Consider the following 22,682-nt stretch of genomic DNA (forward strand, 5'->3'; position numbering starts at 1 on the left):
TGACCGGACCACTCTGTTACCTGCCGTTGAACTCCTAATAGCGCGACCGGCGGCTGCGGGTCGGCAAGCACCATCCACGGAATTCCGCAAAGAACCAAAAAAAAGCGCCGGGCCGTCCCGCAATCGCGGGACGGCCCGGCGCTTTCTGCATTCCGAAACCGGTCGGCTTACTTGGCCTTTTCGGCCGTATCGCTGATCGCCTGGCCGCCCTTCGAAATGTCCTGGCCCACGCCGGCGACCGTATTGCAGCCGGCGAGCGCGGCGGTCACAACCAGCAACATTGCAGCAATCGTACGCGTCATTCTCATTCTCCTTCGAATCAACAAGCCCGACCGGGCGAATCGTTTTCGGCATGGCGCCCTGCCGATGCAGGGCACGGGGCCTGACCTGATTATACGGAGGCGGACGCCGCGCGCCAGTGCGAGCCCGCCGAGTGTCACACGCACCGCACAGCCCGATCGCGCAAATTTTCCTTGACTTCAGTGCGCCAGGAACTAATATACGCACCGCGTATATTTTCCGCCAGGAGCCGCCGATGACCGTTCCCCAGCAAGCCTTCCTCCGCGACGCGATGCGCCGCCTCAACATGACTCGCGAAGCGTTCGCCAATCGCATCGGCGTCAGCCGGCGCGCACTGGATACCTGGCTGCTGCCCGACGATTCGCAGGAATCGCGCGGGATGCCCGAGATCGTCGAGCGCTTCGTGTCGGAAATCGTCGAGCGTTCGGCACCAGAAGGTGGAGTCTATACGCAAAGCGTAGACAATCAAGGACTCGCGAAGCAGTTCCTGTTCGAAGGCAAGCCGCAACTGCTGTCGGTCGACCAGTTCTCGCGGGAATCGGTCGAGGCGCTGTTTCGCGTGGCTGACGTGATGCAGCCGATCGCGCGGCGCCACAAGATTTCGCGCGTGCTGGAAGGCGCCGTGCTCGGCAACCTGTTCTTCGAGGCGAGCACGCGCACGCGCGTGTCGTTCGGCGCGGCGTTCTGCCGGCTCGGCGGCTCGGTGTGCGACACGACGGGCTTCACGTTCTCGTCGATGGCCAAGGGCGAATCGATCTACGACACGAGCCGCGTGATGGCCGGCTACGTCGATGCGCTCGTGATCCGCCACCCGGAGAAAGGCTCGGTGGCCGAGTTCGCGCGCGCGACCAACCTGCCCGTGATCAACGGCGGCGACGGCCCCGGCGAGCACCCGAGCCAGGCGCTGCTCGATCTCTATACGATCCAGCGCGAGTTCTCGCGGCTCGGCAAGATCGTCGACGGCGCGCACATCGCGCTGGTCGGCGATCTCAAGTACGGCCGCACCGTGCACTCGCTCGTCAAGCTGCTCGCGCTGTACCGCGGGCTCAAGTTCACGCTCGTGTCGCCGCCGATGCTCGAAATGCCGGCCTACATCGTCGACCAGATCTCGACGAACGGCCATGTGGTCGAACAGACGACCGACCTCGCGGCCGGGCTGCGCGGCGCGGACGTCGTCTACGCGACGCGGATCCAGAAAGAGCGCTTCACCGACGAGTCGTTCGAAGGCTATACGCCGGATTTCCAGATCAACCAGGCGCTCGTCGACTCGGTCTGCAAGCCCGACACGCTGATCATGCACCCGCTGCCGCGCGACAGCCGGCCCGGCGCGAACGACCTGTCGGTCGACCTGAACCGCGACCCGCGCCTCGCGATCTTCCGGCAGACCGACAACGGCATTCCGGTGCGAATGGCGATCTTCGCGGTGCTGCTCGGCGTCGAAAACCTCGTGCAGCATTCGATGCGCGACGCGACGTGGCGCCCGCCGGCATACCTCGGGCCGGAGGACGCGGTGTTTCACGGAGTCGATTGAGCCGCACCGGAGGTCTCGCGCCCGCCTACCATTGCTTCATGGGCCGGGCGCGCTTGCCTGACGCAGAACGCGCCGCATTGCACAGCGCGTTTTTCAATTTCGGCGCAGGTGATGGAGCTTCGCAGTCAGGAGCTACCGCGCCCACGGATCGATCACGCGAAGCCCCACCGCCTCGAACGGCGCGACATCGCGCGTGGCCACGATCAGGCCGTTCGCCTCGGCCGTGGCGGCGATAAAACAATCGACAGGCGCGATCGCGCTACCTGCGGCACGGGCCCGCGCCCGAAGGCTCGCATACGCTTTGCTCGCTGCATCATCGAACGGCAGGATCCGGCCTCGAAACAGCGGCACGACACGTCGTTCGATGCTTTGATGCAGCCACTCGCGCCTGCGCCCTTCCGGCAATACAGCCACGCCGAATCGCATCTCCGCGAGACTGATTGCAGCAAGAAACAGCGTCTCGACGTTCTGGGCATCGAGCCACTCGATCACGGCCGCGCTCGGCTCGCGTCGCAGCGGTTCGAAAATGACGTTCGTATCAACAAGGATCATTCGAAGCTCATCGGATCGGTTGACGTCTTGTCGCGCTGGACGTCGAAATCGACTCCACCAGCCTCCCGCCCGATTTCCGCCAGCAACGTTCCCAGCTTGAGCCGCCCGCCTGGCAGGACGGCCTGCTCGAGAATGTCACGTACCTCGGCTTCGGTGCTGCGTCCGTGCTGGGCCGCGCGAATCCGAAGTGCGCGATGCACTTCATCAGGCAAATTTCGAACGGTGATCACCGGCATGATGCGCCTCGCCAAGATTGCTTTCAATGCAGTCATATTAGCACCTTGCTGTCATACCGAGTGAATCACGACACTGCCACTCTAACCGGCCCGACTAGCCCGTCACATCTGGCCAATCGGCCATCATCCACCGCCCATCCACCCCGTAACATTCGTCAACACTTGCTTTTTTATTGATAACAAGAACGCTTCTCATTCAACAAAAAATTACATAGAATGCCGGCTGAAAACAAATCGTAATAATTCCCGGCGGCATGCACATTTCCGTAGCGCACCTCCCCGGGGCCACATCGCGAGGTCCAAGCGCATCATGAAGTCCCGTTCCGACGAGTTGAAGCTCGGCAAATTCACCACCCTGTGCAGCGTGCTCGCCGCGAGCCCTGCATTCGCCGACGGCACGCCGCCTTCGCCGCCGCCGTCCAGCACCGAAGGCCATCTCGCGCCGATCGAGATCCAGGGCAAGACCGAGCACAGCTACAAGGCCGACTTTTCCGCTTCCGCGAAATTCACCGCGCCGCTCGTCGACACGCCGAAATCCGTCACCGTGATTCCGCAGGAACTGATCCGGAACAGCGGCGCGTCGACGCTGACCGAAGCGCTGCGCACCGTGCCCGGCATCACGTTCGGCGCCGGCGAAGGCGGCAACCCGCTCGGCGACCGTCCGTTCATCCGCGGCTACGACACGCAGGGCAGCATGTTCGTCGACGGCATGCGCGACACGGGCGCCACGACGCGCGAGATCTTCAACACCGAACGCGTCGAGATCACCAAGGGTTCCGACGGCGCGTACGGCGGCCGCGGCGGCGCCGGCGGCAGCATCAACCTGATCACGAAAGCCCCGCACCTCGGCACGACGGCCAGCGCGAGCGCCGGCCTCGGCACCGACCGCTATCGCCGCTTCACGGCCGACGGCAACTGGCAGTTCGCCGATCACGCCGCATTCCGCCTGAACCTGATGAGCCACAACAACGACGTCGCCGGCCGCGACGCCGTCAACAACGAGCGCTGGGGCGTCGCACCGTCGATCGCATTCGGCCTCGGCACGCCGACGCGCGTGACCGCGAGCTACTACCACCTGTCGACCGACGACATGCCGGACGGCGGCATTCCGTACGTCTACGGCTTCAACATCCCGAAGGGCGTCACCGACGGCCCGGCAAACGTCGATCGCCACAACTTCTACGGGCTGATCGACCGCGACTTCCGCAAGACCACGTCGGACATCAGCACGATCAAGATCGAGCACGACATCACGTCGTCGCTGACGATCCGCAACACCACGCGTTACACGGAATCGACGCAGGACTACATCTGGACGCAGCCGGACGACAGCCAGGGCAACGTGGTGAACGGCAAGGTCTGGCGGCGCAACAACAACCGCAACAGCTCGATCAACAGCATCGCGAACCTGACCGAGCTGTTCGGCGAATTCCGCACCGGCCCGTTCAAGCACAGCTTCACGACCGGCATCGAGCTGACGCGCGAATGGGGCAAGCGCGACACGTACAAGGTCGCGACGGATAACGGCAAGATCTGCCAGCAAGGCATCGGCGCGGCGTCGGGCTACAACTGCACGAGCCTGTGGTCGCCTAATCCCAACGATCCGTGGGCCGGCTCGATCACGCGCAACAACGACTACGCGCATGCGCGCACCACGACGAAATCGATCTACGGCTTCGACACGATCGAGATCACGCCGCGCTGGCAGGTCAATGCCGGCGTGCGGGTCGACGACTACTCGACGCGTTTCACCGACACCAAGGCCAACGGCAGCAAAACCTATACGCGCGACGACACGCTCGTGAACTGGCAGGCCGGCCTCGTGTTCAAGCCCGCGCAGAACGGCAGCATCTACGCGTCGTATGCGACGTCGTCGACACCGGCCGGCATGCTGCTCGGCGAAGGCAGCGAAACGCAGTCGCTCACGCCGGGCCGCGGCGGCGTCGGCCCGAACGCCGACCAGATGTCGCCCGAAAAGAACCGCAGCATCGAGCTCGGCACCAAGTGGAACGTGCTGAACGACAAGCTCGCGCTGACCGCCGCGCTGTTCCAGATCGACACGACGAACGCGCGCGTGACGCTGCCGAACAACCAGTACGCGATGGTCGGCAACAAGCGCGTGCAGGGTCTCGAGCTCGGCGTCGCAGGGCAGATCACGAAGCAGTGGCAGGTGTTCGGCGGCTATACGTACATGAAGAGCGCGCTGCGCGACAACGGCAAGGATGCGGCGAACAACGGCAACCGCTTCCCGAATACGCCGAAGCACAGCCTCACGATGTGGTCGAACTACGACGTGACGCCGAAGTTCACGGTCGGCGGCGGCGCGTTCTACATGTCGGAAGTATTCGGCGATCCCGCGAACCAGCGCGCCGTGCCGTCGTACTGGCGCTTCGATGCGATGGCGCAGTACCGGATCAACAAGAAGCTCGACCTGCAGCTGAACGTGAACAACTTGTTCAACCGCACGTACTTCGATCAGGCGTATCCGGCGCACTACGCATCGATCGCACCGGGCCGCTCGGCGTTCGTCACGCTGAACGCGCGCTACTGATCGATGGAGGCCGTGTCGCTGAAGGCGCTCGCGTCGGTATCGCCGCGCGAGTTCGCCGACATCCTGGCCGGGCCGCCCGAGCGCGCCGCCGCGTGGGTCGCGGCGGCGGCCGACAACGGCATCGTCGATGCGCAGGCCGTCTACGGGCAGTACCTGCTCGACGGCCATGGCGTCGCGCGCGATCCGGCTGCCGCGTTCAACTGGTTCCGGCACGCCGCGCGGGCCGGCCACCCGATGGCGATGAACATGCTCGGCCGCTGCTACGAGTTCGGCTGGGGTACGGCCGCGTGCGCGCCGGTCGCCGTGTACTGGTACCGGCTCGCCGCGCAGGCGGGGCTCGACTGGGGCATGTACAACTACGCGACGGCGCTCGCGCTCGGCAACGGCGTCGATGAGAACCGCGCCGACGCGCTCGACTGGTTCCGCCGCGCGGCCACGCTCGGCCACGCGAAATCGATCAACCTGATCGGCGGCTTCTACGAGGACGGCTGGGTCGTATCCGTCGACACCGATGCCGCGTTCGACCACTATCGCCGCGCAGCCGCTGCCGGCGACTTCCGTGGCCAGTTCAACTTTGCGCGGCTGCTTGCCGAGCGCGGGCGCATCGACGAAGCGCTCGTCTGGCTCGCGCGCGTGCCGGCCACCGCAACACCCGCGTTCATCGCGAAAATGCGCGCGTATCTCGCGTCGTCGCCGCTCGACGCATTTCGCTCTGCGGCGCTGCAATTGCCGCCGCATGCAATGGAATCAGCAACATGATGCTTCATATCCCCGGCGTATTGACCAAGACGCAGGTCGCGCAATGCCGCGACCTGCTCGATGCGGCCGAATGGGTCGACGGCAACGCGACGTCCGGCGCGCAGTCGGCGCTTGCCAAACGCAACCGGCAACTGCCGGAAGGCTCACCGGCCGCGCGCGCGGTCGGCGACGCGATCCAGGATGCGCTCGCACGCCATCCGCTGTTCTTTTCGGCGGCGCTGCCGCTCAAGGTGTTTCCGCCGCTGTTCAACCGCTATGAAGGCGGCGAGACATTCGGCACGCACGTCGACAACGCGATCCGGCTGCTGCGCGGCACGGATTTCCGCGTGCGCAGCGATCTGTCGGCGACGCTGTTTCTCGAGGAACCCGATGCGTACGACGGCGGCGAGCTGTGTGTCGAGGATACCTACGGCGTGCATCGCGCGAAGCTGCCGGCCGGCGATCTCGTGCTGTATCCGGCGTCGAGCCTGCATCACGTGACGCCCGTTACGCGCGGCGAGCGCGTCGCGTCGTTCTTCTGGATTCAGAGCATGGTGCGCGACGACGCCGACCGCACGCTGCTATTTCAACTCGATACGCAGATTCAGCAGCTTTCCGCGGACAAAGGTGCGCACGACCGGGGCGTGATCGCGCTCACCGGGATCTATCACAACCTGCTGAGACGGTGGGCGGATGCGTGAGCCATCTGGCGGCGCCCCGCAACATCCTGAAACGCATGCCCCCTTCCGGCCAATGCCAGTCCACCGTCCAGCGCAGCCGCCTTATGCCCGCTGCAGGAGATCGATCGCCTTGTCTGCATCGTCCGCCGAATCGACCGCGAAATAGGCAATGAACTGGGAACCCAACACGGCGGCCGAGACGCCACGGAGATTGATCGCGCCGTCCGCGAGCATCTGGGCCAGTTGCCCGATGATGCCCATTTGATCCAAACCCATTACGCGGACGGAGTGAACGCTCGGGGTGACGCTGAACCCCACCTGCGTGGCCGCGCGAATCACCGCATCTCCCTGCAGTGGCGCGACAAACACGACGCCCTTGCCCGGCGTCTCCGATGTGCGGCGTGCAACGATGAACTGCAAGTCTGCGCCGGCAGTCCGCAGGGCGCTTAATACTGTCGCGAGGCCGCCCGGCTTGTCCTCGATGGTCGCCGCCCAGACATCGACACGTTCTACGCTCAGTTCCATGGCCGTCCCTCCCGCCTGAGAACCCCGATAGAAAAAATCTAGATCACAGCAAGCGCGCGAGCAAGGCGGACAGCGCCTTCCGGCCCCCGGCATCGACGCCCCCTGTCGCGCTTTGCATGCATCGGGTGACGCCTGGCCTTCGCGACTTGCCTTCCTCCGCCGCACCGCCATAAAATGACCATCGTCAAATGACCATGCTCATATCATGATGCCGCACGCTCCCGTTTCGAAATCCGAATTCAAGGCTCGCGCACTCGAATACTTCCGGCTCGTCGAGTCGTCGGGCGAAAGCCTGATCGTCACCGATCACGGCAAGCCGACGCTCGAGATCCGGCCGTATCACGCACGCGAGGCTCAGCCGTTGGACATATTGCGCGGCTCGGTCATGCGCTACGACAATCCTGTCGATCCGATTGCGGAAGATGATTGGGAGGCGTCGCGGTGATCGTGCTGGATACGCATGCATTGGTGTGGTGGGTGGCGGGCGATCCTTCGCTCAGCAAGAAAGCGCGAAGTGCGATCGACCGCGCGCGGGGCGAAGGCTCACTCGCGGCATCCGCGATCTCCGCGTGGGAGATTGCGATGCTGGTGCGCAACGACCGTCTCGCACTGACGATGGATGTCGACGCGTGGCTCGCCACCGTCGCACAGATCGACGGCATGCGCTTCGTGCCCGTCGACGCCGACATCGCCGCGAAATCCACTGCCCTGCCCGGCACGTTCCACAAGGATCCGGCCGACCGGATGATCGTCGCCACCGCGCGGCGGCTCGGCGCACCGCTCGTCACCCGCGACGAAAAAATCCGCGCTTATGCGCATGTGAAGACGCTGTGGTAATCCTCTCGCAGTCGCAGGCCAATCCACACCGCACGCCCGCGCCAACTCCGACATGTCGGCGTTTCGTCTGACCAGATCGACCATAAGCTTGCAGGTACAACGCATCCATCAGCCGCCGGGCCGCACGAAACCGCCACGTACTGATCGCCGCACTGACCGGCGCCGGCTTCACGAATTACCCGTCCGAATGGTGGCACTGGTCGTTCGGCGACCGCTATTGGGCCGTCATGCAGCGTGAATCGCACGCGATTTACGGCCCCGTCGAGGAAAACATGCTCGACGAAGGTGCGCGATGACAGTCATTCCGACCTGACGGGCGCGACTCGGTAACATCCTCACTTGCCGATCCCCGCCCGCTCCCGCACAATCGCAGCACCTGTCTCACTCCCCCCGCGCCGATGTCCTATGCGTCACTCGTCACCGGCGTCCTGCTCGCCGGCGGTCTCGGTCAACGCTTCGATCCAAGCGGTCTGCAGAGCAAGCTGCTCGCGCGGCTTCCCGACGGCACGCCGATCGCGGTCGCGGCCGCCCATCGTCTCGCGGCGGCCACGGCCGACGTGATCGCCGTCGTGCGTCCCGGTGCCGAAAAACTCGCGATCCTGCTGAACGAAGCCGGTTGCCAGGTCGTCTATGCGCCCGACGCGTCGCGCGGCATGGGCGCAAGCCTCGCGGCCGGCGTGCGCGCCACGCCCGATTCGAACGGCTGGCTCGTCGCGCTCGGCGACATGCCGTGGATCGCGGCATCGACCTATGAAGCCGTCACGCGCGCGCTCGACGCCGACGATGCGTCGATCGTCGCGCCCGCGCATCGCGGCGTGCGCGGCCATCCGGTCGGCTTCGCCGCGCACCACTTCGATGCGCTCGCCGCCCTCGACGGCGACACGGGCGCCCGCGCGCTGTTCGCCAGCGCGCCGGTGAAACTGCTGGACGTCGACGATCCCGGCATCCTGCGCGATGTCGACACGCCGCAGGATCTGCGCTGACCGCGATCGCGCGGACCACGCAATACATTGCAATACGGAATCCCGCCCGACGGTCGACAATCGCGAATTCATGGATTTCACCGACGATCGACAAGCCGCCGCAAGAATCCCGCAGCAAACGCTCGCCCGATTGCCTATAACGAAGACGAGGCGCGCCCTCCGCGCCGCCGCCATCACGCATCGCGCGAGCTCTCCATGACCGATCACACGACCCCGACACCCGAGCCACCGGCCGACCCGAACCGCGATCCGGAAGACGACCCGCTGTCGTCGCCGCCGGGGCATCACCACGACAACCCGCAGCAACCGGACGGACCGCCGAGCAAAGACCCGGTGTAGCCGCACGTCGGCCGCTCCGCACATTCGCCCCTATTTCCCGTCATGCTCTGCAGGCGACAACTCGTCACCGCATGACGTGGCCTATCGTGCCGTATACCCGCCGTCGATCGGCAGCGACACGCCGCTGATCATCGACGCCGCATCGCTCAGCAAGAACAGGATCGGCTCGACGACCTCGTCCGGCTCCGCAAATCGCCCGAGCGGAATCGCCGCCAGCATCGGCGCGCGCTTCTCCGGTTCGCTCCACGCGAACTGCGCCATCGGCGTGAGCGTGACGGTCGGGTTCACGCTGTTCACACGAATGCCGTGCGGGCCGAGCTCGATGCACAGCACGCGCGTGATCGCGTCCATCGCCGCCTTCGACGCGCAATAGCTCAGATGCGCGGGCAAGCCGACGAGCGCGGCCTGGCTCGATACGTTGACGATGCTGCCCCGCGCATGCGCATGCGTGGCGCCCCGCCCGTCGCGCACGATCATCTTCCGTGCAACCGCCCGCGCCACGAGTGCCGCGCCGCGCGCATTGACGGCCATCACGCGGTCGAAATGCCCGGCGCTGACGTCGAGCGCCGGTTCGAGCGACGCGATCCCCGCGCAATTGACGAGGCCGTCGAACACATCGTGCGCGGCGAGCGCGGCATCGATCGCGTGTTCGTCGCCGCCGACATCGAGGCGCAACGTATCGCACCCGGTCTCGCCGGCGAGCGCATCGAGCGCGGCCATGTCGCGCGCTGCCGCGACGACCCGCGCGCCCGCCTGCGCCAGCGCAACCGCGCATGCGCGCCCGATGCCGCTCGATGCGCCCGTGACGAGCATCCGCGAGCCGCTGAAATCGAATCGTGTCTTCATGATGATGTGTGCAGTTCGTGCATGATCGGCTTGAGCGCCGGATACAGCGCCGTGTAAAGCCCGAAGCGCACCGCATACGCTTGCGCGCGTTCGGCATCGGGTCGCGCGCGCTCGACGAGCGTGACCCAACCGCCCTGTGCGTCGTCGTGCGACACGAGCCCCGCCCCGACACCCGCGAGCAATGCCGCCCCCATCGCGGCTTCGACATCCTGCTCGATCGTCCACACCGGAAAGCCCGTCACGTCCGCGATGATCTGCATCCACAGCGCCGAATGCGCGGCACCGCCGACGACGATCAGCCGGTCGTCCAGCGCCACCGCGCCGCGGCGGCCGGCCTCGATGTTGTGCCGCAACGCGAACGCGACGCCTTCGAGCACCGCGCGATAAAGATGCGCCCGCGTATGCGCGAGACTCAGCCCGACGAACGCGCCGCTCGCCTGCGCATCCCACACCGGGCTGCGCTCGCCCATCAGGTACGGCAGGAACAGCACGCCGTCGGCACCGGCCGGCACGCGTTCGGCCGCCTCCTCGAGCAGCACGTGCGGATCGCCGTGCGGCAGCAGGCGTGCTGCATCGATTTCCGCATGACAGAACTGGTCGCGAAACCACGCGACCGATGCACCGGCCGTGATCGCACCGCCGAACACGTACAGGTCGCGCTGCCCGTCGAACACGTGCGGCATGCTGACGAGCCCGTGCCGCGCATCGACGTGCCGGCTCACATAGCCCCAGCACATGCTGGTGCCGATCATCGCGACATGCTGCCCGGTACGCGTCGCGCCGGCCGCGAAGGTCGCGACGGCCGCATCGACGCCGCCCGCGACCACGGGCGTGCCGGCCGGCAGCCCGAGCTGTTCGGTCCATTGCGACAGCAGCCCGCCGACGATCTCCGTCGAATCGACGAGCCGCTCCGGCATCATCGTCGCCGGAATGCCGAGCATGTCGAGCGCATCGTCGGACCACTCGCGGCGCGCGACGTCGTACACGCCGCCGATATTGCCGGCCGAACTGTGATCGACCGCGACTTCGCCGGTCAGCAGGTAGATCACGTATGCGTTCGGCGGCAGGAAATAGCGCACGTTCGCCCACACGTCCGGCCGCTGGTCGCGCAGCCACAGCATCTTCGTGAAGCCGTAGTAGCTGTCGACGCCGTTGCCCGTGATCACGCGCAGCCGCTCGACGTTCACGTGCTCGCCGACCCAGTCGACTTGCGCGGTCGCGCGCCGGTCCATCCAGATCAGGCACGGATGGAGCGGCCGCATGTCGCTGTCGACCGGAATGCCCGAGCCGCCGTACAGGCTGCTCACGCACACCGCGCGGATCGCATCGGCCGGCACGCCCTGCGCGCGCGCATCGCTCACGCAGCCGGCGACGCATTCGAGCACCGCGTCGAACCACACCTGCGGCCATTGCTCGGCCCACAGCGGGCGCGGCGTATCGGGCTGGTAGCCGGCCGAGCGCCGCGCGACGATCGTGCCGTGCCGGTCGACGAGCAGCGCCTTGGTGCTCTGCGTGCCGATGTCGACGCCTATCACGTATTCCATGATGTCTCCGGTGAGGCGCACGCCGGCCGTCAACGGGCCGGCTTCAACAGCACCTTGATCGATTCGGGCGATTTCGCGACGCGGATCGCGTCGTCCCAGTCCTCGAGCGCGAAACCGTGCGTGACGATGCCTTTCGACGTGACGAGCCCGCGCGCTAGCAGGTCGATCGCGACCGGATAGCAGTATGGCCCGAGGTGCGCGCCGCGCACGTCGAGCTCCTTGCGATCGCCGATGATCGACCAGTCGACGGTCGCGTCCTCGCCGAACACGCTGAATTCGACGAAGCGGCCGAGCTTGCGGATCAGGTCGAGCCCCTGGTTCACGCCGACCGGCGCACCGGTCGTCTCGATGTACACGTCGCAGCCGTAGCCGTCGGTCAGCGCGCGGACGATCTCTCGCGCATCGTCGCGCCGCGGGTTGATCGTCACGTCGGCGCCGTACTCGCGCGCGAGTTCGAGCCGTTCGTCGATCAGGTCGATCACGACGAGCTTCTTCGGCGTCTTCAGGTGCGCGACCTGCGTCATCATCAGCCCGAGCGGGCCCGCGCCCGCGATCACGACGACGTCGTCGAGCTGGACGTCGCCGCGATTCACCGTATGGATCGCGCACGACAGCGGCTCGATGATCGCGGCATCCTCGAGCGATACGCCGAGCGGGATCCTGTGGACGATCGCGGTCGGCGGAATGCGCATGTATTCGGCCATCCCGCCGTCGGCGACGTCGCGCTGGAAGCCGAAGATGTTGTGCACTTCGCACATCCAGTACTGCCCCGACTTGCAATAGCGGCACTTGCCGCACGGCACGATCTGCTCGGCGATCACGCGGTCGCCCAATGCCACGCCGAAATGCTCGGCCGCGCCGTCGCCGAGCGCTTCGACATGGCCGAAAAATTCATGGCCGGGAATCACGGGCGCCTTCACCCACGGGTTCGGGCCGCCCCAGAACATCTTCGCGCCCGTATAGCACTTGCAGTCGCTTGCGCAGATCCCGCACGCGGCGATGCGGATCACGAGCTCGTTCGCGCCGGGGCGCGGCTTCGCGACCTGTTCGACGCGATAGTCCTCGGGGCCGTGGCAGACGACCGCGGTCATCCGCGGCTGGGCTTCGGGTGTCGTCATGAGTTGTCTCTTTCGTTGATGATTCGGATGCCTGATCGATCACGCGTTACCGCGACCGTTCACGGCTGATATAAATCGCAAGCAGGATGATTCCGCCCTTGATCACGTTCTGCACATACGGGTTCACGCCGATCATGTTCAGCCCGTTGTTGAGCACGCCGAGCAGCAACGCGCCGACCAGCGTGCCGAGAATCGCGCCGCGCCCGCCGGAGATCGACGTGCCGCCCATCACGACGGCCGCGATCGCGTCGAGTTCGAAGCCCACGCCCGCGTTCGGCTGCCCGCTCATCAGCCGCCCGGTCAGCACGATCGCGGCGAGCGCCGACGTGAGCCCGGCCAGCGTGTAGACGATCAGCTTCACGCGCGCGACGCGCACGCCGGTGAGCCGCGTCGCCTGCTCGTTGCCGCCGATCGCATACACGTAGCGGCCGAACGGCATGCGATCGAGCAGCAGCCACGCGATCGCGTAGACCACCAGCATGATCAGCACGGGCGCCTGGATGCCGAGCACCTTGCCGCTGCCGAAGAACGCAACCCAGTCGGGCAGCCCGTCGATCGGATAACCGCCCGTGTAGATCAGCGCGAGGCCGCGCGCGATACCCATCGTCGCGAGCGTGACGATGATCGGCGGCATCCCCGCGAACGCGACGAACACGCCGTTCAGGAAGCCGAACCCGAAGCCGACCGCAATCCCGATCGCGAGCGCGGCGACCGCGTTGACGCCCGCGACCATCAGCCCGGCCGCGAGCGTGCCCGACAGCGCCATCACCGAGCCGACCGACAGGTCGATCCCGCCCGTCAGGATCACGCAGGTCATGCCCACCGCGATGATCGCGTTGATCGACACCTGGCGCAGCACGTTCTCGAGGTTCGCGGCGGACAGGAAGCTCGGGCTCGCGATCATCATCGCGATGCACACGACGACGAGGCCGACGAGCGGATAGAACAGCGTCGAGCGCCGCAACTGCGCCCACATCGCGCGGGGCGGCGGCGCATCGCCGTTTCCGGCGTTGGCCGCGAGCGTCGTGGAGGGTGTGGAAGAAGAATCAGGCAGGTTCATGGGTCGCTCCTCGCGTGCCGGCCGTGGCATGGGTCATGACCGTGTCGGGATCGATCTCGTCGCCTTCGAGTGTCGCCTCGATGCGGCCCTGCCGGAACACGGCGACGCGATCGCACATGCCGACGATTTCCGGCAGCTCGGACGAGATCATGATGATGGCGTAGCCGCGCGCGGTGAGTTCGCGCATCAGCCCGTAGATTTCCGCTTTCGCGCCGACGTCGATGCCGCGCGTCGGCTCGTCGAAGATCAGCACCGACGTGTGATGGTTCAGCCAGCGCGCGATCACGACCTTCTGCTGGTTGCCGCCGGACAGCGTCGCGACCTCGGTATGGATCGACGGCGCCTTCACGCCGACGCGCCGCATCACGTCGTGCGTCGCGCGCGCCTCGCTACGGCGGTCGATCAGCCAGCGCATCGACCGGTACTTGCCGAGGTTGTTCAGCGAGATGTTGTCGCGGATCGAGAACGACGTGACGAGCCCTTCCGTCTTGCGGCTTTCCGGCAGGATGCCGATGCCCGCGCACAGCGCGTCGGCCGGATCGCCGAGCTTCGCCGCCGCGCCGCGCACGCGCACGTCCTTGCGGTGCGCACGCGTCGCGCCGATTACCGCGAGCGCCGTTTCCGTGCGGCCCGAGCCGACGAGCCCGGCGAAACCGAGGATCTCGCCGGCCCGCAGCGCGAAACGGTTCACCGGGCCGTCGCGCTCGATCTGCAGCGCATCGACTTCGAGCACGGCCTGCGCGTCGGCCGGCAGCGCGGGCTTCGGCGGAAAGCTGCTCTCGATCCGGCGGCCGACCATCATCCGCACGAGTTGCTCGACGTCCGTGCGCGCGACGTCGGTCGTCGCGACGTACTGGCCATCGCGCAGCACCGTGATGCGGTCGCATACCGCGAAGATCTCGTCGAGGTGATGCGAGATGAAGATCATCGCGACGCCCTGCCGCTTCAGCTCGCGCATGATCGCGAACAGGTGTTCGGCTTCAGCCGGCGTGAGCGTGGCGGTCGGCTCGTCGAGGATCAGGATGCGCGCATCGAGCGACAGCGCCTTGCCGATCTCGACGAACTGCTGCTGCGCGACCGACAGCGCACGGATCGGCGCATCGAGATCGATCGACACGCCGAGCCGCGCGAAGATGCCGGCCGCCGCGCGGCGCATCCGCGTGCGGTCGCGCGCGCCCCAGCGCGTGCGCAGCTCGCGACCGAGGAACAGATTGTCGACGGCGTCCAGGTGCGGGATCAGGCTGAATTCCTGGAACACGATGCCGACGCCCGCCGCGACCGCCTCGTGATAGTTCGAGAAATGGCGCGCGGTGCCGTCGATTTCGATCGTGCCGGTATCCGGTTGATGGATGCCGCACAGGATCTTCATCAGCGTCGACTTGCCCGCGCCGTTCTCGCCGAGCAGCGCATGGATCTCGCCGCGTGCGATGTCCAGGTGAATGTCGGACAGCGCCTTCACGCCCGGAAAGCTTTTCGTGATGTGGCTGAGCCTGAGTATCGTTTCCATCGACTTCTCCGTGCGAAGAGCGCCGGCCATGCCGCCGCCCTTCGCGTCGCATCGCACGTCGTTCACCAGCTGAAGCCCTTCGCATTGCTGCGATCGACGACCTTCACGTCGACCGGAATCGCCTTCGGCACCGTCGCGCCCCACTTGCGCGCGATCGCGATGCCGAGCGCGATGCGCACCTGGTCGGCCGGGAACTGCGCGGTCGTCTCGATGAACTTCGAGTTCGGCTTCTGGATCGCGGCGATCGCCTCGGGCGCGCCGTCGACGCTGGTCAGCTTGATATCCTTGCCGGAGCCCTCGATCGCCGCTAGCGCGCCCATCGAGCCGCCGTCGTTCACGCTGAAGATGCCCTTCAGGTTCGGACGCGCGGAGATCATGTTTTCGGTGACCGACAGCGCGGTCGCGCGCTCCTGCTTGCCGTTCTGCGTGTCGACGAGCTTCACGTTCGGGAATTTCGCGAGCCCGGCCTTGCAGCCGCGCACGCGTTCGAGGATCGGCACGACCGGAATGCCGTCGAGGATCGCGACCTCGCCGCTGCCGCCGATCGCCTTCGCGAGGTATTCGCACGACATCACGCCCGCGTCGTAGTTCTTCGAGCCGACGAACGAATCGACCGGGCCGTTCGCGTTCGCATCGACGGCGACGACCACTGCACCAGCCTTCTTCGCCTGCGTGATCGCCGACTGGATGCCGGTCGAATCGGTCGGGTTCACGAGCAGGATGTCGATCTTCTTCTGCAGCATGTCCTCGACGTCGCTCACCTGCTTGCTGACGTCGTGATGCGCGTCGGTCACGACGACCTGTGCGCCGATCGACGTGGCCGCATCGTTCAGCGCCTTCTGCATCGTCACGAAATACGGGTTGTTCAGTTCCTGGAACGTCATGCCGATCCGCAGCGGCGCGGCATGCGCGACGGCTGCGGGCAGCAAGGCCGCGAACGCGGCGAGGGTCGCCATCCGGGCGGCGCGGCTGAATGATGAAGCGGGCGATGCGTGCGTCATGACGGTGTCTCCATTTATGTGCGGCTTTTTCGAGGTTGAACGAGCCCCTCGCGACGTGAGCGACGCGATCGGCCGGGTGAAACGGTGTGGAAAGTTCAGGCGGGCGGCGGCCCGGCGATCATCCGGGCTGCGGCGCGAGTTCAGGCACGCCGGGCGTCAGCACGCGCGGCGGCATCGGGTTGCCGGTGGGCGCCGCGTGCAGCGCAAGCTCGCGGCTGCGCGCGTTCAGGCGCTGCAGCGCACGGAATTCGGACGGCGCCATCCCCTTCACCGAGCGGAACTGGCGGTTGAAGTTCGATACGTTGTTGAAGCCGGCCTGGAAGCAGATGTCGGTGATGTTCGCGTCGTCGGCAAGCAGCATCTGGCACGCGGATTCGATCCGCATCCGGTTCACGTACTGGACGAACGGCATGCCCGTGTGGCGGTGGAACGCACGCGAGAATGCGCTGACGCTCTGACCGGTCAGCTGCGCGAGTTCGGACTCGCGCAGCTCGGATGCGAGGTTCTTGCCGATATACGACAGCGCGTGGCTGAGCCGCGTCGGCGTGACGTCCGCCTGGTAGTATGCGGGGCTCGCGAGCAGCGTGCGCTCGTCGGCGCCGCAAAGCCGTTCGACGATCATCATGAACAGCGCGATGCGGCGCATGCCGCGCGCGGCCAGCAGTTCGTCGAACAGCGGTGCGATCGCGGCGCTGGTCGCATCGTCGAAGCCGACGCCGCGCCGCGCGTCGTCGAGCAGCGCCTGCGCATCGCGGCATTCGGGAAACGCATCCATGCAGCGGCGCACGAACGCCGGGTCGAACTGGATCACGAGGTTGCGGCGCTCGACGGTTTCGCCTTCGGCCATGTCGCTGACCCAGTTGTGCGGCAGGTTCGGGCCGAGCAGCACGAGATGGCCGGGGCCGAACGAGCCGATGTGATCGCCGACGAAATACTTGCCGCGCGTCGCGACGATCAGGTGCAGTTCGAATTCGGGATGGAAATGCCAGCGGATCGTGCGATACGGATAACCGTGCGACCAGACCTTGAACGACTCGTCGCGTCGCACTTCGACCACTTCGAGATCGGGATGCATCATGTTGGCGTCTCCATTCCCATGTATCGCTGGCCGGCCTGTTCGGCTGTTCGCTCGTGCGCCGCGTGTTGCTCGTGTTTCGTGCGGCGACACCGACCGGTCGCATGGGAAGCAATGTAGGTCGATCGCGCGCGCGGCTCCACCAACTTTACGCCTGATTTCCGATACTTTTTTGCGCTTTCCGGCCGAAAACGGCGCCGGATGGCAAATTTGTGCAGCGCGCAACGGCACCGGGCGGCCAGCCGCCGGGCCGGTGCGGTGCGCGCGCACCGATGGTTTACGCGGCTGCGTGCTCGCGCGCCGTACGCACCTCGTACGCCTTCAGGTGGTTGTATGCGATCCGCAGCAGCGACAGCGCATCGGCCGCCTGCGGGTCGCTGCGTGCGAGCAGGTCGCCGATCACGTGATCGGCTTCGACACGCGCATGGTTCTCGACGTCGCGCAGCATCGACGCGGTCAGCGGCGACGGCGTCAGCACCATCCGCTCCATCCGCTCGATCGCCGCCGGGTCGGGCCGTTGGCCGTTGTATTCGGCGATCGCGCGGCATTCGCCGAGCATCGTCTCGAGCAGGCGGCGGCCGTCCGGCGCGGCGAGGATGTCGCCGATCGAGCCGCGGAACAGCGACGTGCTCGCGGCGAGCGTCGCGAGGAATACCCACTTCTCCCACATCCGCGCGGCGATGTCGTCGCTGAGCGTCGCGTCGAAGCCCGCGCCGCCGAGCACGTCGGCCACCGCGCGCACGCGCGGCGATTCGCCGCCGGCGAGTTCGCCGAACGACACGCCATGCGTGTCGTTCAGGTGCACGATGCGCTGCTCGCGATCGAGCGTGGCCGCGATCACGCACAGCCCGCCGAGCACCTGCGCGGCGCCGAACCGGTCGCGCAGCACGTCGACGTGACGCATCCCGTTGAGCATCGGCAGGATCAGCGTTTGCGGGCCGACGAACGGCGCGAACGACGCGATCGCATCGTCGAGGCTGTACGCCTTGCAGCTCAGCAGCACGAGGTCGAACGGCGCAACCCCGGTGCCGGCATCGCCCGCGCGCACGGTCTGCACGTTCGCGAGCGTCAGGTCGCCGCGCGGGCTGCGGATCAGCAGCCCGTCGCGCGCCAGCGCGGCCGCGCGGCCGTCGCGCACCAGGAACGTCACGTCGCGCCCCGCCGCGGCCAGCCGGCCGCCGAAGTATCCGCCGACCGCGCCGGCCCCTACCACCAGAATTCGCATCGTTGCCCCCTTTCGGTTTCATTCCGCGCCGCGCCGCCGCCCGCCCAGGCGTGCGGGCGCCCGGCGCGCGCAATCGCTCCGACAGTATAGCGATGCCCGTTATGCATATGCATAGATGCCCGTGCCGACGTCGAAGGCATGAGCGGTCGCACCCTTTCTAAGGGATTTCCCGCCTACGGCGACGCGCGTCGCCTGCCGTCAAGACACTTATCCCGTCACGCCTTTCCGGCGAGCATCCTCGACTGACCGACCCGATACCATGCGCAACCTTTCCCTGAATCAGAAACTCGCCTCGATGATCGTCATCCTGTGGCTCGGCCTGCTCGTGATCGCCGGGCTCGGCGCGTGGCAGACGCGCGCATCGATGATCGCGGACCGCCGCGACCAGCTCGCGTCGCTGGTCGCGCAGGCCGCGAGCGTGACCGACCACTACTACAAGCTGTCGCAGCAGAACGCGATGCCGGAGGCCGACGCGAAGCAGAAGGCGCTCGAGGCGATCGCCGCGATGCGCTACGGCGCCGACGGCTATATCTCAATCAACGACTCGAAGCCCGCGATCGTGATGCATCCGATCAAGGCCGAGCTCAACGGCAAGGACATGTCGAACTTCACCGATCCGAACGGCAAGCACCTGTTCGTCGAGATCGTGAAGGCCGGCAACCTGGAGGGCGGCAAGGGCTTCGTCGAGTATCTGTGGCCGAAGCCGGGCGCCGACAAGCCGCAGGAGAAAACCAGCGCCGTGCAGCGCTTCGCGCCGTGGGACTGGTATCTGGTGACGGGCATGTACATGAACGACGTGCACTCGGCCGTGCTCGCAAGCGTCGGCCGCTGGCTCGCGATGACGGCCGTGCTCGGCGCGATCGCGACCGCCGTGATGGTGCTGGTGCTGAAAAGCGTGCGCGCGAGCCTCGGCGGCGAACTCGAAGTCGCGCTCGACGCCGCGCAGCGCATCGCGCAGGGCGACCTGACCGCGCGCGTCGCCGTGAAGCAGGACGATCGCGGCAGCCTGCTGCATGCGCTGCACACGATGCAGGGCGGGCTGATCGACATGGTGTCGCGCGTGCGGATGGGCACCGAGAACATCAACGTCGGCGCAAGCGAGATCGCGTCCGGCAACACCGACCTGTCGCAGCGCACCGAGGAACAGGCGGCCGCGCTCGTGCAGACCGCATCGAGCATGGACCAGATGACCGCGAACGTGAAGCAGAACGCGGACAGCGCCGCGCAGGCCGCATCGCTCGCCGGCCAGGCCGCGCAGGTCGCGACGCGCGGCAGCGCGGTGGTCGACGACGTCGTGCGCACGATGAACGAGATCACCGGCCGCTCGCACAAGATCGGCGACATCATCGGCGTGATCGACGGGATCGCGTTCCAGACCAACATCCTCGCGCTGAACGCGGCCGTCGAAGCCGCGCGCGCGGGCGAACAGGGCCGCGGCTTCGCGGTGGTCGCGGCCGAAGTGCGCTCGCTCGCGCAACGCTCGGCGACGGCCGCCAAGGAGATCAAGTCGCTGATCGTGTCGTCGAACGAGACCGTCGAGCACGGCGCGACGCTCGTCACGCACGCCGGCGAGACGATGGCCGAGCTCGTGCAGTCGGTGCGGCGCGTGAACGAGATCCTCGACGAAATCAGCCATGCGTCGCGCGAGCAAAGCGCCGGGATCGAGCAGGTCAATCGCGCGGTGGGCGAAATGGACCAGGTCACGCAGCAGAACGCGGCGCTCGTCGAACAGGCGGCGGCGGCCGCGCATTCGCTGCGCGATCAGGCCGAAGCGCTGCGCGACGCCGTTACGCGGTTCGCGTTGCCGGCCTGACGGCGCCGACACGCCCCCGCACGCACACACCCGTGCTCACGCCGCGTCGCCGGCCCGCGGCACCGCTGCACCGATGCCGAGCCCCAGCCCCGCCGCCCGCTGGATCAGCTCGACGTCGTTGTTCGCGCCGAGCTTCTTCATCGCGCTGATCTTCTGCGCGCTGACCGTCTGCTTGCCCTTGCTCAGGCGCTGCGCGATCGTCTTGATCGACACGCCCGACAGATACAGGCGAATCACCTCGATCTCACGCGCCGACAGCTTCACTGGCGCCTCGCCGCGCTCGCCGATCGCATCGACCGCGCGCCTGACGCACGGCGACAGGTAGCGCCCGCCGCTGTAGCTCGAATGGATCGCCGTGACGATATGGCCGATTTCGTCGAACTTGCTGACGATGCTCACGCCGCCGATCGCGAGGATCGACCGGAAAATCAGCGGGTTCTCGTTGCCGACCAGCGCGACGATTCCGGCGTTCGGGCGCGTGCGCCGCAGCCAGTCGAACAGCGCTAGGCCGTCCATCTGCTCGTCGCCGCGGATCGAATAATCGACCAGCACGAGGTCGCAGTCGACGCCGCCGAGCGACGCGACCAGCTCGGCCGCACTCCGGTAGACCGCGACGAGCTCGATGGCGCAGGCGCTGCCGGCGATCTGCTCGATGCCGGCCAGCGTCAACGGCCAGTCGTACGCGAAAACGATGCGAACATTGAATTTCCTCATGCGCAGTTCCAGGTGGTTCACCGGCCGCGCGGCGCGGAACGCGCGCGGCCGGTTTGGCGTTGAAAGGATGTCCGGGATATTTTTATCCCGAAGATCGATTCTATGAAGCTGCGCGCGGGCGGGATATCGGACGGCATCGGGATTGGCCGCCGGAGACGTAATACGAGTTTGATATTTGCGTCGATTCAGGCGCCCGGCATCGGCCAGACGGCCGGCATTGAGCCCTTGCGGCCGGCCAGCAGGTAAAATTGCGGCGTTTGCATGCCACTCCGGGCACCCGGCGGCGAGCGACGCGCCGATGACGGCCGCGCGCCACGGCCCTTTTGCCCGCTGCCCGTACTCCGGCTGCCCGTACTCCCAGCTTTCCCCATGACCGAATCCGACCTGCAATCCGACGACACCTCCATCCACGAAGACGGCCTCTGGCGCGACAACGGCTGGACCGCCCGCATCATCAAGAACGAAGACGACGACGGCTGGGCCGTCGAAATGATCAAGGACGGCGAGTCCGAACCCGCGCTCGTCGGGCCGTGGACCATGGGCCGCGACAAGAAGAATCCGAAGCCGATGGACGCGAACGCGTTCCGCACGCTCGTGAAGACCGCGACCGAGGTGCTGATGCGGCACGAGCAGCAACGGCGCGCGATGCTGCACAAGGAAGTGTCGGTCCAGGACGAAGCCGGGCAGGATGTATCGGTGACGCTCGACATCGTGCCGGACGAGTTCGAGCCGTACGCGCAACTCAAGGCGTTCGATCCGTACGGCGAGCTGCTGGCGGACGCGAAGGTATCGGCCGGGTTCAAGCTCAGCAAGGCCAGCGCCGAGCGCTGGGTCGCGTCGGGCTTCGAACGGCCGGCCTGACCGGGCGGCGGCGCGCGCTCAGGCGCCGGCGCCCTGCCGCGCGCGCTGCAGCCGGCGCTCCGCCAGCTTGCGCCGCACGAGCTGCTCGAACTGCTGCGTCGCGACCTCCGGATCGCGCGCGGCCAGCCCGAGCGCGTTGCGCGCGAGCTGGATCGGCGTCAGCACGATGCCCCACGGCAGCCCCACCAGCCGAGCGTGACCGATGCAAGCAGCGCGACCGCCTGCTTCTTGCGGCCGCAGCGGCGGCAGCACACGTGGCGCCGCGTCGCCCAGCGCGTGACGAACACCAGCGATACGACGCGATGCGACGCGTGGACGTCGACCGGATGCCCTTCGCGCAGGCAAATCGGGCACGGCCCATACCGCCAGTCGTCGACGTACTGCCGGACCTTCGCGTCGGGCACCCGCTCGGCCTCGACGACGATCGGATGCGCGTGCGCGCACGCCGGACTGCAATAGCGGCGGCCGTCGATCGACTGCCCGCCGACCAGGAACGTCCTGCCGCAGTGACTGCACTCTGCCACGATAACCCCGGATAAGCGTGATACGCCGCGTGCCGGCCGCGCGCGCATCGATGCGCCGGCGGTCCGGACGGGCCATTTCATGCTTTAACGGCCGCCGCCGCACGGTCTTGAGCTCACGCGCC

Annotated in this window: 24 protein-coding genes and 1 pseudogene; 11 read left to right on the plus strand and 14 right to left on the minus strand. The window is 66.9% G+C overall.

What is annotated here, in order from left to right:
* Positions 1 to 167: 167 nt before the first annotated feature.
* The gene (locus tag MRS60_RS22110; protein WP_021158165.1) at positions 168 to 302 is read right to left on the minus strand and encodes an entericidin A/B family lipoprotein; all 135 of its coding nucleotides are present in this window, start codon (positions 300 to 302) and stop codon (positions 168 to 170) included.
* 233 nt (positions 303 to 535) lie between these two features.
* Between MRS60_RS22110 and MRS60_RS22115 the strand changes: the two genes are divergently transcribed.
* Positions 536 to 1,831 (plus strand): aspartate carbamoyltransferase, encoded by a 1,296-nt coding sequence (locus MRS60_RS22115; protein ID WP_034180473.1) that lies wholly within the window; start codon positions 536 to 538, stop codon positions 1,829 to 1,831.
* Between the two features lie 132 nt (positions 1,832 to 1,963).
* Here the strand turns inward: MRS60_RS22115 and MRS60_RS22120 are convergent, their stop codons facing one another.
* Positions 1,964 to 2,383, minus strand: coding sequence for a PIN domain-containing protein (locus MRS60_RS22120; protein ID WP_243566689.1), 420 nt, complete (start codon positions 2,381 to 2,383; stop codon positions 1,964 to 1,966).
* The gene (locus MRS60_RS22125; RefSeq protein WP_034180974.1) at positions 2,380 to 2,619 is read right to left on the minus strand and encodes a FitA-like ribbon-helix-helix domain-containing protein; all 240 of its coding nucleotides are present in this window, start codon (positions 2,617 to 2,619) and stop codon (positions 2,380 to 2,382) included. Before MRS60_RS22125 ends, MRS60_RS22120 begins: the two co-directional genes overlap by 4 nt.
* 310 nt (positions 2,620 to 2,929) lie before the next feature.
* Here MRS60_RS22125 and MRS60_RS22130 point away from each other — a divergent pair, with 310 nt between their 5' ends.
* From MRS60_RS22130 to MRS60_RS22140, 3 genes are read left to right on the plus strand one after another with little or no spacing between them, the layout of a single operon-like run.
* Positions 2,930 to 5,170 carry a TonB-dependent receptor gene (locus MRS60_RS22130; protein ID WP_243566690.1) on the plus strand — a complete coding sequence of 747 codons (2,241 nt, stop codon included), beginning with the start codon at positions 2,930 to 2,932 and terminating at the stop codon, positions 5,168 to 5,170.
* Positions 5,171 to 5,173: 3 nt separating this feature from the next.
* Positions 5,174 to 5,929 (plus strand): tetratricopeptide repeat protein, encoded by a 756-nt coding sequence (locus MRS60_RS22135; protein ID WP_243566691.1) that lies wholly within the window; start codon positions 5,174 to 5,176, stop codon positions 5,927 to 5,929.
* Positions 5,926 to 6,609, plus strand: coding sequence for a Fe2+-dependent dioxygenase (locus tag MRS60_RS22140; protein ID WP_243566692.1), 684 nt, complete (start codon positions 5,926 to 5,928; stop codon positions 6,607 to 6,609). Before MRS60_RS22135 ends, MRS60_RS22140 begins: the two co-directional genes overlap by 4 nt.
* An 81-nt stretch (positions 6,610 to 6,690) precedes the next feature.
* Here MRS60_RS22140 and MRS60_RS22145 read toward each other — a convergent pair whose 3' ends face one another.
* Complete coding sequence (locus MRS60_RS22145) at positions 6,691 to 7,113, minus strand: amino acid-binding protein (RefSeq protein ID WP_034180480.1); 423 nt, start codon at positions 7,111 to 7,113, stop codon at positions 6,691 to 6,693.
* Between the two features lie 205 nt (positions 7,114 to 7,318).
* Here MRS60_RS22145 and MRS60_RS22150 point away from each other — a divergent pair, with 205 nt between their 5' ends.
* The 5 genes from MRS60_RS22150 to MRS60_RS22170 all read left to right on the plus strand — a co-directional run bounded on the left by MRS60_RS22150 (position 7,319) and on the right by MRS60_RS22170 (position 9,272).
* Positions 7,319 to 7,558, plus strand: a complete 240-nt coding sequence (locus MRS60_RS22150) for a type II toxin-antitoxin system Phd/YefM family antitoxin (RefSeq protein WP_034180481.1) — start codon at positions 7,319 to 7,321, stop codon at positions 7,556 to 7,558.
* Positions 7,555 to 7,950 carry a type II toxin-antitoxin system VapC family toxin gene (locus tag MRS60_RS22155; RefSeq protein WP_034180978.1) on the plus strand — a complete coding sequence of 132 codons (396 nt, stop codon included), beginning with the start codon at positions 7,555 to 7,557 and terminating at the stop codon, positions 7,948 to 7,950. Before MRS60_RS22150 ends, MRS60_RS22155 begins: the two co-directional genes overlap by 4 nt.
* Positions 7,951 to 8,057: 107 nt before the next feature.
* On the plus strand, positions 8,058 to 8,246 hold the full coding sequence (locus MRS60_RS22160) for a M15 family metallopeptidase (protein WP_105392661.1): 189 nt from the start codon (positions 8,058 to 8,060) through the stop codon (positions 8,244 to 8,246).
* Positions 8,247 to 8,348: 102 nt separating this feature from the next.
* Positions 8,349 to 8,933, plus strand: coding sequence for a nucleotidyltransferase family protein (locus tag MRS60_RS22165; RefSeq protein WP_034180482.1), 585 nt, complete (start codon positions 8,349 to 8,351; stop codon positions 8,931 to 8,933).
* A 195-nt stretch (positions 8,934 to 9,128) separates the two neighbouring features.
* Complete coding sequence (locus MRS60_RS22170) at positions 9,129 to 9,272, plus strand: hypothetical protein (RefSeq protein ID WP_165948077.1); 144 nt, start codon at positions 9,129 to 9,131, stop codon at positions 9,270 to 9,272.
* An 81-nt stretch (positions 9,273 to 9,353) separates the two neighbouring features.
* Here the strand turns inward: MRS60_RS22170 and MRS60_RS22175 are convergent, their stop codons facing one another.
* The 8 genes from MRS60_RS22175 to panE form a co-directional block, all read right to left on the minus strand.
* Positions 9,354 to 10,118 carry an SDR family oxidoreductase gene (locus tag MRS60_RS22175; RefSeq protein WP_243566693.1) on the minus strand — a complete coding sequence of 255 codons (765 nt, stop codon included), beginning with the start codon at positions 10,116 to 10,118 and terminating at the stop codon, positions 9,354 to 9,356.
* Positions 10,115 to 11,662 (minus strand): FGGY-family carbohydrate kinase, encoded by a 1,548-nt coding sequence (locus MRS60_RS22180; RefSeq protein ID WP_243566694.1) that lies wholly within the window; start codon positions 11,660 to 11,662, stop codon positions 10,115 to 10,117. The genes MRS60_RS22175 and MRS60_RS22180 overlap by 4 nt, the downstream gene beginning before the upstream one ends.
* 29 nt (positions 11,663 to 11,691) lie before the next feature.
* Positions 11,692 to 12,780 (minus strand): alcohol dehydrogenase catalytic domain-containing protein, encoded by a 1,089-nt coding sequence (locus MRS60_RS22185; RefSeq protein WP_243566695.1) that lies wholly within the window; start codon positions 12,778 to 12,780, stop codon positions 11,692 to 11,694.
* 46 nt (positions 12,781 to 12,826) lie between these two features.
* Positions 12,827 to 13,840 carry an ABC transporter permease gene (locus MRS60_RS22190; RefSeq protein WP_027789502.1) on the minus strand — a complete coding sequence of 338 codons (1,014 nt, stop codon included), beginning with the start codon at positions 13,838 to 13,840 and terminating at the stop codon, positions 12,827 to 12,829.
* Positions 13,827 to 15,347: a sugar ABC transporter ATP-binding protein gene (locus tag MRS60_RS22195; protein WP_034180980.1), complete on the minus strand. Its 1,521-nt coding sequence runs from the start codon at positions 15,345 to 15,347 to the stop codon at positions 13,827 to 13,829. Before MRS60_RS22195 ends, MRS60_RS22190 begins: the two co-directional genes overlap by 14 nt.
* A gap of 62 nt (positions 15,348 to 15,409) precedes the next feature.
* The gene (locus MRS60_RS22200; RefSeq protein WP_105392615.1) at positions 15,410 to 16,348 is read right to left on the minus strand and encodes a substrate-binding domain-containing protein; all 939 of its coding nucleotides are present in this window, start codon (positions 16,346 to 16,348) and stop codon (positions 15,410 to 15,412) included.
* 118 nt (positions 16,349 to 16,466) lie between these two features.
* Complete coding sequence (locus MRS60_RS22205; protein WP_243566696.1) at positions 16,467 to 17,426, minus strand: AraC family transcriptional regulator; 960 nt, start codon at positions 17,424 to 17,426, stop codon at positions 16,467 to 16,469.
* 274 nt (positions 17,427 to 17,700) lie between these two features.
* Positions 17,701 to 18,648: a 2-dehydropantoate 2-reductase gene (gene panE, locus MRS60_RS22210; RefSeq protein WP_243566697.1), complete on the minus strand. Its 948-nt coding sequence runs from the start codon at positions 18,646 to 18,648 to the stop codon at positions 17,701 to 17,703.
* A gap of 259 nt (positions 18,649 to 18,907) precedes the next feature.
* On the opposite strand from panE, the gene MRS60_RS22215 reads away from it, so the two are divergent.
* Positions 18,908 to 20,461, plus strand: a complete 1,554-nt coding sequence (locus MRS60_RS22215; protein ID WP_217587813.1) for a methyl-accepting chemotaxis protein — start codon at positions 18,908 to 18,910, stop codon at positions 20,459 to 20,461.
* A gap of 36 nt (positions 20,462 to 20,497) precedes the next feature.
* Here the strand turns inward: MRS60_RS22215 and MRS60_RS22220 are convergent, their stop codons facing one another.
* Positions 20,498 to 21,175 carry a response regulator transcription factor gene (locus tag MRS60_RS22220; RefSeq protein ID WP_034180981.1) on the minus strand — a complete coding sequence of 226 codons (678 nt, stop codon included), beginning with the start codon at positions 21,173 to 21,175 and terminating at the stop codon, positions 20,498 to 20,500.
* A gap of 369 nt (positions 21,176 to 21,544) precedes the next feature.
* Between MRS60_RS22220 and MRS60_RS22225 the strand changes: the two genes are divergently transcribed.
* Positions 21,545 to 22,036 carry a hypothetical protein gene (locus MRS60_RS22225; protein WP_105393902.1) on the plus strand — a complete coding sequence of 164 codons (492 nt, stop codon included), beginning with the start codon at positions 21,545 to 21,547 and terminating at the stop codon, positions 22,034 to 22,036.
* Between the two features lie 18 nt (positions 22,037 to 22,054).
* On the opposite strand, the pseudogene MRS60_RS22235 reads toward MRS60_RS22225, so the two are convergent.
* Positions 22,055 to 22,560, minus strand: a pseudogene (locus MRS60_RS22235) (hypothetical protein).
* Positions 22,561 to 22,682: the final 122 nt, after the last annotated feature.

It is taken from the genome of Burkholderia pyrrocinia (assembly GCF_022809715.1).
Lineage (GTDB): Bacteria > Pseudomonadota > Gammaproteobacteria > Burkholderiales > Burkholderiaceae > Burkholderia > Burkholderia pyrrocinia_C.